Annotated in this window: 12 protein-coding genes and 1 tRNA gene; 2 read left to right on the top strand and 11 right to left on the bottom strand. The window is 65.6% G+C overall.

What is annotated here, in order from left to right; genetic code table 11:
* The first annotated feature begins 317 nt into the window (after window positions 1–317).
* On the top strand, window positions 318–878 hold the full coding sequence (locus tag ACQR1D_RS04605; RefSeq protein WP_434893787.1) for a hypothetical protein: 561 nt from the start codon (window positions 318–320) through the stop codon (window positions 876–878).
* A gap of 155 nt (window positions 879–1033) precedes the next feature.
* On the top strand, window positions 1034–2377 hold the full coding sequence (locus ACQR1D_RS04600) for a hypothetical protein (protein ID WP_434893788.1): 1344 nt from the start codon (window positions 1034–1036) through the stop codon (window positions 2375–2377).
* A 5-nt stretch (window positions 2378–2382) separates the two neighbouring features.
* Here the strand turns inward: ACQR1D_RS04600 and ACQR1D_RS04595 are convergent, their stop codons facing one another.
* The 11 genes from ACQR1D_RS04595 to ACQR1D_RS04545 all read right to left on the bottom strand — a co-directional run bounded on the left by ACQR1D_RS04595 (window position 2383) and on the right by ACQR1D_RS04545 (window position 13049).
* Window positions 2383–3078, bottom strand: a complete 696-nt coding sequence (locus tag ACQR1D_RS04595) for a DUF7002 family protein (RefSeq protein WP_434893789.1) — start codon at window positions 3076–3078, stop codon at window positions 2383–2385.
* Window positions 3075–4673, bottom strand: coding sequence for an adenylosuccinate synthetase (locus ACQR1D_RS04590; protein WP_434893790.1), 1599 nt, complete (start codon window positions 4671–4673; stop codon window positions 3075–3077). Before ACQR1D_RS04590 ends, ACQR1D_RS04595 begins: the two co-directional genes overlap by 4 nt.
* A gap of 1043 nt (window positions 4674–5716) precedes the next feature.
* Window positions 5717–5792, bottom strand: a tRNA-Phe gene (locus tag ACQR1D_RS04585).
* A gap of 174 nt (window positions 5793–5966) precedes the next feature.
* Window positions 5967–6164 carry a DNA gyrase inhibitor YacG gene (gene yacG / locus ACQR1D_RS04580; RefSeq protein ID WP_315801484.1) on the bottom strand — a complete coding sequence of 66 codons (198 nt, stop codon included), beginning with the start codon at window positions 6162–6164 and terminating at the stop codon, window positions 5967–5969.
* Window positions 6165–6212: 48 nt separating this feature from the next.
* Window positions 6213–6842: a Maf-like protein gene (locus ACQR1D_RS04575; RefSeq protein WP_006613056.1), complete on the bottom strand. Its 630-nt coding sequence runs from the start codon at window positions 6840–6842 to the stop codon at window positions 6213–6215.
* Window positions 6843–7023: 181 nt separating this feature from the next.
* Window positions 7024–7494: a low molecular weight phosphatase family protein gene (locus ACQR1D_RS04570; protein WP_316182256.1), complete on the bottom strand. Its 471-nt coding sequence runs from the start codon at window positions 7492–7494 to the stop codon at window positions 7024–7026.
* A 54-nt stretch (window positions 7495–7548) separates the two neighbouring features.
* Entirely contained in the window at window positions 7549–8055 is a 507-nt protein-coding gene (locus ACQR1D_RS04565) for a UPF0262 family protein (protein ID WP_006613054.1), read from the bottom strand.
* Window positions 8052–9347 carry a histidinol dehydrogenase gene (gene hisD, locus ACQR1D_RS04560; RefSeq protein WP_316218921.1) on the bottom strand — a complete coding sequence of 432 codons (1296 nt, stop codon included), beginning with the start codon at window positions 9345–9347 and terminating at the stop codon, window positions 8052–8054. Before hisD ends, ACQR1D_RS04565 begins: the two co-directional genes overlap by 4 nt.
* A gap of 87 nt (window positions 9348–9434) precedes the next feature.
* Entirely contained in the window at window positions 9435–9884 is a 450-nt protein-coding gene (locus tag ACQR1D_RS04555; RefSeq protein WP_316218920.1) for a DUF2948 family protein, read from the bottom strand.
* 18 nt (window positions 9885–9902) lie between these two features.
* Complete coding sequence (gene murA, locus ACQR1D_RS04550) at window positions 9903–11192, bottom strand: UDP-N-acetylglucosamine 1-carboxyvinyltransferase (protein ID WP_316182250.1); 1290 nt, start codon at window positions 11190–11192, stop codon at window positions 9903–9905.
* A 138-nt stretch (window positions 11193–11330) separates the two neighbouring features.
* Entirely contained in the window at window positions 11331–13049 is a 1719-nt protein-coding gene (locus ACQR1D_RS04545) for an FAD-dependent oxidoreductase (RefSeq protein WP_434887503.1), read from the bottom strand.
* Window positions 13050–13055 lie beyond the last annotated feature (6 nt).

Below are 13055 nucleotides of genomic sequence, written 5' to 3'. Positions count from 1 at the left end.
GCCGCAGGCGATCAAGTCCTTGCTCGATTAGACTGGCGTTGGTCTGCGTTACGGGATGACCGGCAAGCGCCCTTGTGACGAGGGAATGATTTAAGCCAAGGCGCCTAGCCAGCTCACGCTTGCTCCAAGAGCGCTCGTCCGCAAGCTCTCGCAACCGCGCGACCGCGGGGTGACCGACCGTTCCTCGGGGCATGACAGCGTTCTGAGAAGAGGATAATAGCGAATATCTGCTTCATTTTTGTTTTATTTGCAACATAAACCGTGCAAGATCCGACCAATGGCGCCATCTCGCGCGCTGACTTATATTGGTGAGATCGATGTCTTGGAAGAACAGCGTGATGGTCGCAGTCAAGGTCGAGGTGGGACCGTCGATCAGGCTCCATAGTGGCGCGTGGTTCGACTTCGCATCGCCACACACTAGCGACTTCACGGTCGAAGACATCGCCCACGGCCTCGCTCACATCTGCCGGTACTCGGGTCAATGCAGCCGATTTTACTCGGTCGCCGAGCACAGCCTCCTGGTCAGCGACGTCGCCGAAGGATGCGAATTTGAAGCGCTCCTCCACGATGCCGCCGAGGCTTTTATTGGCGACATAACGCGGCCGCTGAAACAGATGCTTCCTGACTTCAAGCGGATCGAAGCCGGCGTCCAGGATGCAATCTTGAAGCGGTTCGGTGTAACCTCTCCTCTTCCGCCGCAGATCAAGGAGGCCGACCTGAGGGTGCTGGCTGCCGAACAACGGCAGATCATGCCGGCCGGGACCGATGGCTGGCTCAGCGAATTGTCGATCACTCCGGCTCCCATTGTGGTCCGACATCTGCCACCGGAGATCGCCAAGAGGATGTGGCTCGAGCGTTTCGAGGCGCTCTGGCAGTAGAGGATTGTCAAGGGGCAATCCCAGTCCCGGTGAGTTCGGTGAAAGGTGGTGATATTTCCCGAGGTCGGCTGGAGGAGGCCGCTGTTTACGTCTTTACGTCTGGACGGGACGCGTAACAGGGGCGGGATTTGATGTCATTGCGTAAGGACATATCGTTGGACGAGCTCGCGCGGGTTGGAAATGTCGCGCAGTTCGTGAGCTTTTCCCCTGACGCGCAGCGGCCGCGGCAGGAATTCTGCCGAGTCACCGGGTTCGACCCTAACCATAAGTTCCCGTCGCTGTCGGACGCAATTCGCGGGCTGATTGAGCACAGTCCCGAAGGGACGATAAATCTTCGAAGCTTCACACCCGACAGTCCGAGAAGCCGCGACTTCCACTACGGCCTCTCCGATCTCGCACAGATTGAGGCACTGGTCCGAAGCATGTCGGCTGAGGGTCTATTCGTCATCGCTAACGAGACCGTTGACGTCTCCGACGGCGGCGTTTCCGGCGTCATCCAGGGCGGAGTGGCCGAGTTTGCACCTGACGACACGCCGCGCTGCGTGGAGAAGGGTGGCACCGCGTCTCTTCCACTGGAGTGGGCTCTCGCGTTCATCGAGCGTGTGTACGGAATTCCTGTCGAAACGGTTGATGCCGGTCGTGGACGGCTCGAATTCAGCGTCCACCCCAAGCCGCGCGGCTGGCGGCGAACCCACACCTTGATGTGGGAATATGAAGGCTCGAACAGCGCCCCGGCTAGGGCGGCTGTCAAATGGCCGAACCGCTTTAGCCGGCTGATCGGCGACAAGACTTTCGGTCTGTTGATCGCTCACGTAGTTGGCCTGCCCGTTCCCCGTACAACCTGCATCACACGGCGCATAGCTCCTTTCACGTTCGGCGAGACGACGTCTTCCAAAGAAGTGTGGACGCGCACGTGCCCCCGAGAGCAGGAGCCCGGCAGGTTCACCACGCGCAAGGGGTGGCTGGATCCGTTCCGTCTACTGAACGCCGAAGATCCGACGGGCGAAGCCATCTCGGCAGTCCTCTCTCAAGCCGCAGTACCTGCCTCGTTTGCGGGCGCGGCCATCACGGACGCACGCGGTGAGATCGTCATAGAGGGTGCCGCCGGCGAGGGCGATCGCTTCATGCTCGGCCAAAAGGTGCCGGAACGCCTGCCGAGGGATGTCGTGAAAGACGTCGAGGCGATCTATCACCGGATAACGGAGCGGCTCGGGCCTGTCCGATTCGAGTGGGTCCACGACGGCAAGCGCGTCTGGATTGTGCAACTCCACAAGGGCGCCACCGACAGCGCTGCGTCGACTCTCGTTCCGGGCGAGGCGGAACGTTGGGAGACGTTCGATGTTTCGAGCGGCCTGGAAGAGTTGCGCAGCCTGCTGCACCGACTGCCGTCGGGTGTCGGCGTCCGTATCCGCGGCGAGGTCGGATTGACGAGTCACGTTGCCGACCTCCTCCGCAAGCACCAGCGCCCTGCGCGTCTGAGTGAGAGTTCGGCGCTATAGACCGCCTAGGGTCCCTCGGAAGGATCGGCGCCTTTACGGCGCCAAAGCTCGGTTTTGACGCCTTTGCACACCCGATGAACCGCGAGCGCGTGCCTTTCGATATCGGGCACGCCGCCCAAGACCGTCAGCTCCACCACGGCATCCTTAAGTGCCTTCTTCTTGATCTTGCGGCGATCGTCGAACGGAAAGTCGGCGATAGGCATGAAGGTGCTGCGTCCCCTCGGTACGGGATTGTAGATCGTGGCGCCGCTGTTAATCGGGCTGAGCGCAATGATATCGCGATGGACGCCGACCAGACTCGCCGTATTCAGGGTGATCACAGTCTGCGGCTTGTCTCGATAGGCCCGCGCACCGAGAAGTCCTTGAAGCCTATCCCTAGACAGCCAGAAGAACACGCGCGCATTCAAGGCTTCGAACCACTCTTCGGGCGTCGTACCGTCTTTCAGGCACTTCTCCAGGGCGGAGCGCGTCATCGGCTTCTGGTCGCGCACTACAGCCGCGGGCAAACCCTCCCGAGAAATCTTCACCGATTCCGGCCTGCGTTCGGATTCCAGCTTCCGCCGTTCCTCGCCCTCGAATTCGTACAGATCGAGCAGCTCGGTCGTCGAAAGAAGGCCATGCTCGACGATCGACTCCCAACTCGCGTCCTCCGCCATGTGGTAGAGGCGCGGATAGTTCCTCAACAAATCTTCTTCCTTCACCGCCAATTCCTTCGATCGATGACGCCGAAGCGGTCGAACTTGGTCGATATCAACGTGACCGGCGCGTTGGCGACCCTCTCGACCTCGGCGATGAAAGCATGCGTCTCAACCGACAACTGGTCGTAGCGCGTCGCATTCTGGTTTTCGGCGGTGATGTAGTCCGAGAAGCTCAGCGCGATGTCGGTTGCGCCGTTGAGCGAGGCCGAGCGCCTCAGTTGCTCCCAATCGAATTCGGCCATTCTCCGCTTTTTGCCGGACACGGTTCCGACCTCGGTCTTTTCGATCTGCGACACCGGCAGCCCCGCTCGATCCGCGATGGTCTGGGCATCAATCACTTTGCCCATCGGTCCGGAGGTGCCGCCGACTCGGATCGGATAAGTCCTGGTCAGCATGACGATCTTGCGGACCCGCCTCGGCGAGATACCTGCATCCGCCAGACAGCCGGCCGCGGTCGTCTCGCGCGAGGTGACGTGCGGATAGCTGCCGTGATGGATGCTCAGCCCCGTTCCCTGCGTGCCTTCGAGCATAATCTTCAGACCCGCCGAGTAAGCGTCTTCGAGATGGCGCGCCGTGGACCCGATATAGGGCTTCAAATCAGGATGATGCCGCGCGAGCCGCACCTTCGCGCCGAATATTGGCTGGTCGCCGCGGTTCAAGATTTTGCGCGCGGTCGCCACTCCAACACCCTGCTTGGTCGATCCGATCGATTCCAGTGGGCCGGCCTCGATCTCGGCGTCGGCGTCCTCGATGATCATCGCCTGCTCGTCGATGACGAGTCGGGCCGCGCGTTCCAGGGCACATTCTCGTATTTCCTTCATCATCTGCGACGGCCTGATGGTCGCGCCGGGTCCGATGAGGATCTTGGCGTTGACATTCGACTGCGTGCCCGAAGGAAGCTGGATGTAGTCATAGGGCGGGTAGGCCACGCGATGTCCGGCGTTCGGCCCGCCAACACGCACTAGCACGTCGTAGCCCGGGGCCAGATGCGCGCAGACATGACCCTTACCCTCGCTGCCGTATTGCCCGCCGACGATCACGTCCACACTCGGGGTCGGCTCCAGCGGAAAAAGGCCCAACCCAGCCACGGCCAGAGCCAACAACGAGGAAGGCTCTCTGTTGTGGTTCACAACGACCCGATCGGCCTTATTGTCCAGCAACCAGACACCGGCCTCGGTGGGATCGGCCCTGACTTGATCGTAGGTTATGCCGGTATCGGCGACCGACCCGCGCTCCTCGTAGCGGTTCTTGATCACATCAAACGGCGCCTTGACATGGACGTGGACGAGCCGCTCGCCGTAGGTTTCGCGAAGAAACGCGATTTGCGGCGCAGTCCTCACTGCATCGATGAGGATCACGTCATTGCCCGCATGCTCGGTCATGTACCGCGCGATGCCGTCCCGGACCCATCTACCACCGGTCTCAATATCCAGTCGCTTGCCGGCTTGGATCAAAGCGTCACGCTCGTTTAGGCAACCGGCGTCGATCAACAACTGTCGAGTCGAAATCCGATAGGAGCTAAACCTTTTGAGTAGTTCGTCGGCCAAAGCCGACTTTCCGACCGCAACCGGTCCAGAAATGGCAATGATGTAACGCACAAATAAACCTCTGATTGCGTCGATCTATGCAGAAACTATGTACCGCGCGCTCGCGTGTCCAGACCGAATAAGCTTCCTTACAACTTCCCGCGAAAATCTTTACGGCCCAGATCGTCAACCTCGTAGGATGCGCCGCAGCAATGCGACTCGATCCGAATATCGTTGCGGCCCCGCTGAGCCTGCAGAACTTGAGCGGCTACGGTCGTCGGTACCGATCCTGGCCTTCACCAACGGAAGGCTTCCTGACCCGATCAACGCGTGTCGGCCACTGGTCGTCCGGCAGATGTTCACCAGCGTCACGTCGCTTAGATCCAAGAAGCACTCCAACTGGGTGAAACCGCGCTTTCTCTTGGCATCGGAGTAACAACGCAAAGGCTCATTCGTGAATTCTGAATACCAGAAAATTTGTTGACACAGCCCCCAAATCAGTGGTTTTATCCCGCCATCCCGCCCGCACTGAGAGGGGCGTATCGCGATCGTCACGGGACGTTGCGGGCGGGGAGCGGTGGCCGCGGGGCGACGCAGCATCTCCTTGGGGGTGCGGACGAACGTCGCGCCGTGGACGGTCAAGCCGTGTGGTCCCGACACCCCGACGCTGGTGTCTTGGTCGGCGACATCCCGATGACGGGGGCAAGCAAGCCCGGTCCCCTGGGAGAGCACGGAGCAGCCGTAAACCCATTGCGCAGGGAAGGCCGGGTTGATTCCGGCTGAGCCTGTGGTTCCTGCCCCGTGCACTTCTTTCGCACGGGGGCCATGGGTGCCAGTCGGCACTCGGCCTTCCCTGCGCCCTCTCTTTTCAAGAGGACGCCAACTGCAGCAGAGCTCGGGCTGATTTGGCCGCGAGATCGCGGCGGCATGGGCGCGAGCTACGGCTGCGGCGAGTAGCGGGCTGTTTGACAGGGTTGATCGGAGATCAGAGAGCGGGGGGCTCAAGCAAGAGCTGGGGGCTCAAACGCCCGGCTTCGCGAAGGCGCTACGCCGGGCACGCTTCGCCCTGCGGACTACTGCGCGGCTGCGCCACGCGTAGCCCGAAGGGCGAAGCGTGGTGCCCAGGGGCGGAATCGAACCACCGACACTGCGATTTTCAGTCGCATGCTCTACCAACTGAGCTACCTGGGCAGGTCTCGTGAAGGGCAGAAAAGCCCGGCGAGCCGGCGGGTTATAGTCAGAGCAGGCGGCGCTGTCTACCGCCCTGAGGCGAAGTTTTCACATTCCTTTTGCGGTTGCGCAGCCACGCGGAGTGCGCGCCGATGCCGCCCGGCACCGCCGCCGCAACAGCATGAGAATATTGATCTATTCGACGTCGTCCTCGTCGCCCTCAGTGGCCGGAATGACATAGGAGCCGCTCAGCCAGCGATGCAGGTCGACGTCGCGGCAGCGGGGCGAGCAGAACGGGCGCGAGCCTTCGGCGGCCGGCCGGTTGCAGATCGGGCAGCGGCGGACGGGCTTGGCCGGGGTGGCGGTCTTCGGGCTGGTCGATTCGTCGGGCATGGCCGCTATCTAGGCGCGCGCGGCGACCGATGCATCCCCTCGTTCGCGTCAGACGCCGACCGTGTTCAGCCAGCCGAAGCGGATCGGGAAGCCCTCGCCGGCGAGCAGCGTCGTGGTCTCGTACAGCGGCAGGCCGACGACATTGGTGTAGGAGCCGACCATCTTCACCACGAACGAGCCGGCGATGCCCTGGACGGCGTAGCCGCCGGCCTTCCCCCGCCATTCGCCGGAGCCGATATAGGCCTGGATGTCGTCCTCGCTGAGCCGCTTGAAGCGGACGCGGGTCTCGACCAGGCGCTGGCGGAACGCCTCCTTCGGCGTCACCAGGGTGATCGCGGTGTAGACGCGATGGTTGCGGCCCGACAGCAGCCGCAGGCACTGCGAGGCCTCGTCGACCAGGTTGGCCTTGGGCAGGATGCGGCGGCCGACGGCGACCACGGTATCGGCGGAGATGATGAACGCGCCGCGCAGCTCGTCGTCGAGCTGGACCGATTTCAGCGCCGCATCGGCCTTGGCGCGGGCGAGGCGGTTGGCGCAGGCGCGCGGCAGCTCGCCGCGCTTCGGCGTCTCGTCGACGTCGGCGGGGCGCAGCGCGTCGGGCTCGATGCCGGCCTGGTTGAGCAGCGCCAGACGCCGCGGCGAACCGGATGCAAGAACGATTTTGGGACGGCCGAGCATGCTGATTTCGCTGAGGGATTCGGAAGCGGCGGGGCGGGCGCGCGGAACCTATCGGAAGGGCTGTCATTCCACAACCCGAAGGCTGCGACAAGGCTGCGACAGGCCTGCTCTACGGCGCGAATTTGAGCGGGGGACGACGTTGGTATTTCGGTTCGATGACACCGGCTCGGGAACCGAAAACCTACAGACCGGCGGGCCCGGGCTTGCCGAAGCGCTTGCGGATCCGCGTGAACAGCCCGTCGCAGACCTCGCGATAGGCTGACAGCTTCTGCTCGCGGTTGCCGTCGGCGCCGGTCGGGTCCGGCGTCGGCCAATATTCGACGTCGGCGGCGATGGTGCGGGTCAGCTCCAGCGCCTTGTGATGCGCCTCGGGCGAGAGGGTGATGATGAGGTCGAAGTTCAGGCCCTCCCAGTCCTCGAGCTCCTCGAAGGTGGTGGGCTTGTGCTGCGAGATGTCCTGGCCGAGCTCGGCCATCACCGACACCGCGAATGGGTCGAGCTCGCCCTTCTTGACCCCGGCGGAGCGGACGTACAGCGCCTGCGGAAACATCTGGCGCAGCAGGCTCTCGGCCATCGGCGAGCGCACGCTGTTCTGGCCGCAGGCGAACAGCACCGCCTGCGGCTGGCGCGCGCGCGGCGGCCCCTCGGCCATGCGCCTACGCGCCCTTGGCCGAAAGCTGGGAGGCGCGCATCGCGGCCGGCGGCATCACTGGCCCTCGCCCTTCCAGTGCAGCACCGTGATCAAAGTGAACAGCCGGCGCGAGGTCTCGAAGTCGACCCGCACCTTGCCCTTGAGCCGCTCCTGCAGGGTGCGCGAGCCCTCGTCATGGATGCCGCGGCGGCCCATGTCGATGGCCTCGATCTTGTCGGGCGTCGCAGTGCGGATCGCCTGGTAGTAGCTGTCGCAGATCATGAAGTAGTCCTTCACGATCCGCCGGAACGGCGACAGCGACAACAGGTGCGTCACCACCGGCGTGCCGTCCTCCCTGCGGATGTCGAACATCAGCCGGTTGGCGGTGATGCCGAGATGCAAAGTGAAGGGGCCGGTGCCGTCGGCGCCCTCGGGCGCGAACAAATTCTCCTCGACGAGGTCGTAGATCGCGATCGCCCGCTCATGCTCGATGTCCGGACCGGAGCGGCCGATCGACTCCTCGTCGAGCGTCACCGCCACGATGCGATTGGTCCGGTCGTCGCCTGGCGGGTGCTGGGTCATGGCAGATTGAGGCGTATTCCCACGGAGCGTGAATGGGCGTCGAGACCCTCGGCCTTGCCTAGAGTCATCGCCGCTGGTCCCAGCGCGCGCAACTGCTCGGGGCCGCATTTCAACAGCGACGTGCGCTTCATGAAGTCGAGCACGCCGAGACCGGAGGAGAACCGCGCCGAGCGCGCGGTGGGCAGCACGTGATTGGAGCCGCCGACATAGTCGCCGATCGCCTCCGGCGTGTGCGCGCCGAGGAAGATGGCGCCGGCATTGCGAACCCTCGCGGCGAACGCGTCCGCGTCGGCGGTCATGATCTCCAGATGCTCGGCGGCGATGGCGTCGGCGAGCGGCACGGCCTGGTCGAGATGGTCGACCTCGATGATGGCGCCGAAATCGGCCCAGGACGCGCCGGCGATCTCCGCGCGAGGAAGCGTCTTGAGCTGGCCCTCGACGGCGCGGGCGACGTCATCCGCCAGGCGGCGGCTGTCGGTGATCAGGATCGACTGCGCGCTGGCGTCGTGCTCGGCCTGCGCGAGCAGGTCGGCGGCGATCCAGTCGGCATTGCCGCTGTCGTCGGCGATCACCAGCACCTCGGAGGGGCCGGCGATCATGTCGATGCCGACCTTGCCGAACACCAGCCGCTTGGCGGCGGCGACATAGGCATTGCCCGGACCGACGATCTTCGCCACCGGCGCGATCGTCGCGGTGCCATGCGCCAGCGCGGCCACCGCCTGGGCGCCGCCGACGCGGTAGATCTCGGACACGCCGCCGAGATGGGCGGCCGCCAGCACCAGCGGATTGAGCTTGCCGTCCGGCGCCGGCACCACCATCACGAGGCGCCCGACGCCGGCGACCTTGGCGGGAATGGCGTTCATCAGCACCGAGGACGGATAGGCCGCGGTGCCACCGGGAACGTAGAGACCGGCGGATTCGATCGCGCTCCAGCGCCAGCCGAGCTCGACGCCGGCGGCGTCGGTGAAGCGCTGGTCGGCCGGCAGTTGCTTGAGGTGAAAGGCCTCGATGCGGTCACGGGCGAATTTCAGCGCGTCGACGGTAGCCGCGTCGCAGGCCTTCACCGCGGCCTCGATCTCGGCGGGCGTCACGCGCAGCGACGCGGCGGTCAGCTCGAGCCGGTCGAACTTGCGCGTCGCCTCGAGCAGCGCCGCATCGCCGCGCCTGGCGACGTCGTCCACGATGGCGCGGGCGGCGGCTTCGACGTCGGCGGAGGTCTCGCGCTTGGCGGCGAGAAACTGCCGAAACTGGGCGTCGAAATCGGTGCTGGCGCGGGACAGGCGAATGGGCATCTCTGGCACTTTCCGAAGGGGTGGCTGCCCCCGACCCCCTGCTCAATGGCGCGGCAGCGCGAGGCCGTCAACCCTTTGAACAGGCGCCTACCCGGTCAGCGGCGGGACGCCATCGATATCGCTGGTGCCGAGGTCGTCCTCGCCAAGATCGGTCAGCTCGCATTCCAGGCATTCGACATCCAGCCGCAATGCGCCGCCGTGGGAGAACAGCAGCAGCGCGCTGCCGGCCGGCGGCTCGGCGCCGGCGTAGAATTCGATGCCGATCAGCTCCAGCACGGCCTCGGGCGCGGCTAGGTCGATGCGGCGCGACTTGCAGGCCAGCACGCGGTCGAAGCGCAGCGCTGCCAGCAGCCGGCGCGGCTCGCTCTCGCCATGCAGCGCCTGATCCCAGTCGAGCCGGTTCATGCCGATCACCAGCCGCTTCTCGGCCTGGCGCCAGATGATATCCGCCGCCTGCACCCGCGCGTCCTGCACATGGGCCGAGATGACGGCGAGATCGTCGGCGTCGAGCGCGATCAGTTTGAGCCGGTCGGTCACGGCATCATCCCTTCAACCTCACTCGCGAATGCGCTCGATCGTGGCGCCGCAGGCCTTGAGCTTGTCCTCCAGCCGCTCGAAGCCGCGATCGAGATGGTAGACGCGATTGATCATGGTTTCGCCTTCCGCAGCAAGGCCGGCAATCACCAGCGACACCGAGGCGCGCAGGTCGGTCGCCATCACGGGCGCGCCACGCAGATTCGAGGTGCCCTCGATCCGCGCGGTCTCGCCGTCGAGACTGATACGCGCGCCGAACCGCGCGAGTTCCTGCACGTGCATGAAACGGTTCTCGAAGATGGTCTCGGTGATCGCCGAGGCGCCCTGCGCGCAGACCATCAGCGCCATCAGCTGGGCCTGCAGGTCGGTCGGGAAGCCGGGGAACGGCGCGGTCGTCACCTGCACCGGGCGGATGCCGTGGCCGTTTCTGACGACGCGGATGCCCTCGGCATCGCTCGAGATCTCGGCGCCCGCCTCGGTCAGCACGTCGAGCGCCGATTGCAGCAACTCCGGCCGCGCGCCGGCAAGGCGGACGTCGCCACCGGTCATGGCGGTCGCGATCGCATAGGTGCCGGCCTCGATGCGGTCGGGCAGCACGGTATGGCGCGCGCCATGCAGCGACGCCACGCCCTCGATCTCGATGCGGGGCGTGCCGGCGCCAGAGATACGCGCGCCCATCTTGTTGAGACACTCGGCGAGATCGGTGATCTCCGGCTCGCAGGCGGCGTTGGTGATGACGGTCGTGCCCTTGGCGAGCGCGGCCGCCATGACCGCGACATGGGTGCCGCCGACGGTGACCTTGGGAAAATCGATCGTCCCGCCGCGCAGGCCGCCCGGCGCCTTGGCGACGACATAGCCTGCGTCGATGTCAATGCTGGCCCCGAGCCGCTCCAGCGCCATGATCAGGAGATCGACCGGCCGCGTGCCGATGGCGCAGCCGCCGGGCAACGACACCCGCGCCTCGTGCATGCGCGCGAGCAGCGGCGCGATCACCCAGAAGCTGGCGCGCATCCGCGACACCAGCTCGTAAGGAGCGGTGGTGTCGATGATGTTGGCCGCGGAGATCTGCAGCGTCTGACCCTGGTATTGGCCATCGCCGGGACGCTTGCCGACCGACATGATGTCCACGCCGTGATTGCCGAGAATGCGCTGCAGTTGCGCGACGTCGGCCAGCCGCGGGACGTTGTCCAGGATCAGCGTCTCCGGCGTCAGAAGACCCGCGATCATCAGCGGCAGGGCGGCATTCTTCGCGCCCGAAATCGGGATGGTGCCGTGAAGCGGGTTGCCGCCGACGATGCGAATGCGATCCATGCTGGTCCTGCTGGCTGGCCGGGAAATTGGGTGAGATGGGCGCAACAGGACCGACATTACGGCGATTTGATGAGTTCGCAACGGCAGGTCGCATCGTCGGGAAAGTCATCCCCCGGCGGTGCGGGCTGCCGGCGCGAATCAGACCGGCGGGACCAGCGCATCGGCCAGAAACCCGTGCAGCGCGGCGACGACCTGGGCGCCCTCGCCGATGGCGCCGCCGACGCGCTTGACCGAGCCGGAGCGGACGTCGCCGACCGCATAGACCCCGGGCACCGAGGTCTCGAGCGGCGACACCATCCGCCCGGCATTCTGCTCCGACTGCGCGCCGGTGACGACGAAGCCGGCGCGATCGAGCGTGATACCGCAGCCGTCGAGCCAGCCGGTGGCGGGATCGGCGCCGACGAACAGAAAGAGATTGCTGATGTCGGCCGGCGTCTCTTCGCCGGACAGCCGGCTCTTCAAGGTGATGCGTTCGAGCCCCGTGTCTGCCCCGCCATCGAGCGCGACCACCTCGGTGTTGAACAACAGCTCGATGTTCGGCGTCGCCTCGATGCGCTCGATGAGATAGCGCGACATCGACGCGGCGAGCCCGCCGCCGCGGATGATCATCCGCACCTTCTTGACGTGACCCGACAGAAACACCGCGGCCTGCCCCGCGGAATTGCCGCCGCCGACCAGCGCAACCTCCTGCCCGGCGCACAGCCGCGCCTCGATCGGCGAGGCCCAGTACCACACGCCCCTGCCTTCGAACTCCTTGAGCCGGGCAAGATCAGGCCGGCGATAGCGCGCGCCGCTCGCGACCACGACCGAGCGCGCCCGCACCTCGTCGCCGCCCTCGAGCGCCAGCACGAAGGCGCCGGCCTTGCGCTCGCAGTCGAGGGCATTGACCGACACCGGGATCATGATCTCGGCGCCGAACTTCTGTGCCTGGTTGAAGGCGCGCGCGGTCAGCGCGAGGCCGGTGATGCCGGTCGGGAAGCCGAAATAGTTCTCGATGCGCGCGCTGGCGCCGGCCTGGCCGCCGAACGCGCGCGAATCCAGCACCGCGACCGTCAGCCCCTCCGACGCGCCATACACGGCGGTGGCGAGGCCCGCCGGCCCGCAGCCGACGACCGCGACGTCGTAGACCTTCTCGCCGCGCGGACCGCCGATCATCCCCACGGCACGCGCCAGCTCGGTCTCGCTGGGATTGCGCAGCACGCTGCCGTCGGACACCACCACCAGCGGCAGCTCGGCCGGCGTCGGCGAATAGCGCGCGATCAGGTCGGCCGCGTCGTGATCGACAGCGGGATCGAGCAGATGGTGCGGAAAGCCGTTGCGGGTGAGGAAGCTTTGCAGCCGCGCGATCGCGGCCGATTGCGGCGGGCCGATCATGACCGGGCCGCCGGCGCCGCCCTGAATGAGATTCACACGGCGCAGGATCAGCGCCCGCATGATGCGCTCACCGAGCTCGGCCTCGGCGATCAACAGCGCGCGCAGCCGTTCGGGACGAATCAGGATGACCTCGACGTCGCCCTCGGCATGGCCGTCGACCAGCGCGACGCGGCCGGAGAGCTGGGCGATCTCGGCCAGAAACTGCCCTGGCCCCTGGTCGATCACCGGCGTGACGTGACCGAGACCGTCACGCTGGGTGATCGCGACATGGCCTTTGAGAATCACGAACATGCCGGGGCCGGGCTTGCCGGTCTCGAACAGCAGCTCGCCGTCACGATAGCTCTGGATCTCGCCGAAGCCGCGCAGACGCGCGATCTCCGGCGGCGTCAGCTCCGGAAACGTCTGGTCGAAGCGCGGCAGCGTCTTCGCGAGCTCCGCCCGTTGTGCCGCCGCATCCGCCGTCATCCCGTCATCCGCTGCCATCACGCC

The sequence above is a fragment of the Bradyrhizobium sp. HKCCYLRH2047 genome (assembly GCF_051168175.1).
In the GTDB taxonomy this organism is placed as follows: Bacteria; Pseudomonadota; Alphaproteobacteria; order Rhizobiales; family Xanthobacteraceae; genus Bradyrhizobium.
Note: the sequence above shows the minus strand (reverse complement) of the source record. Positions and strands in the feature narration are given on the sequence as shown.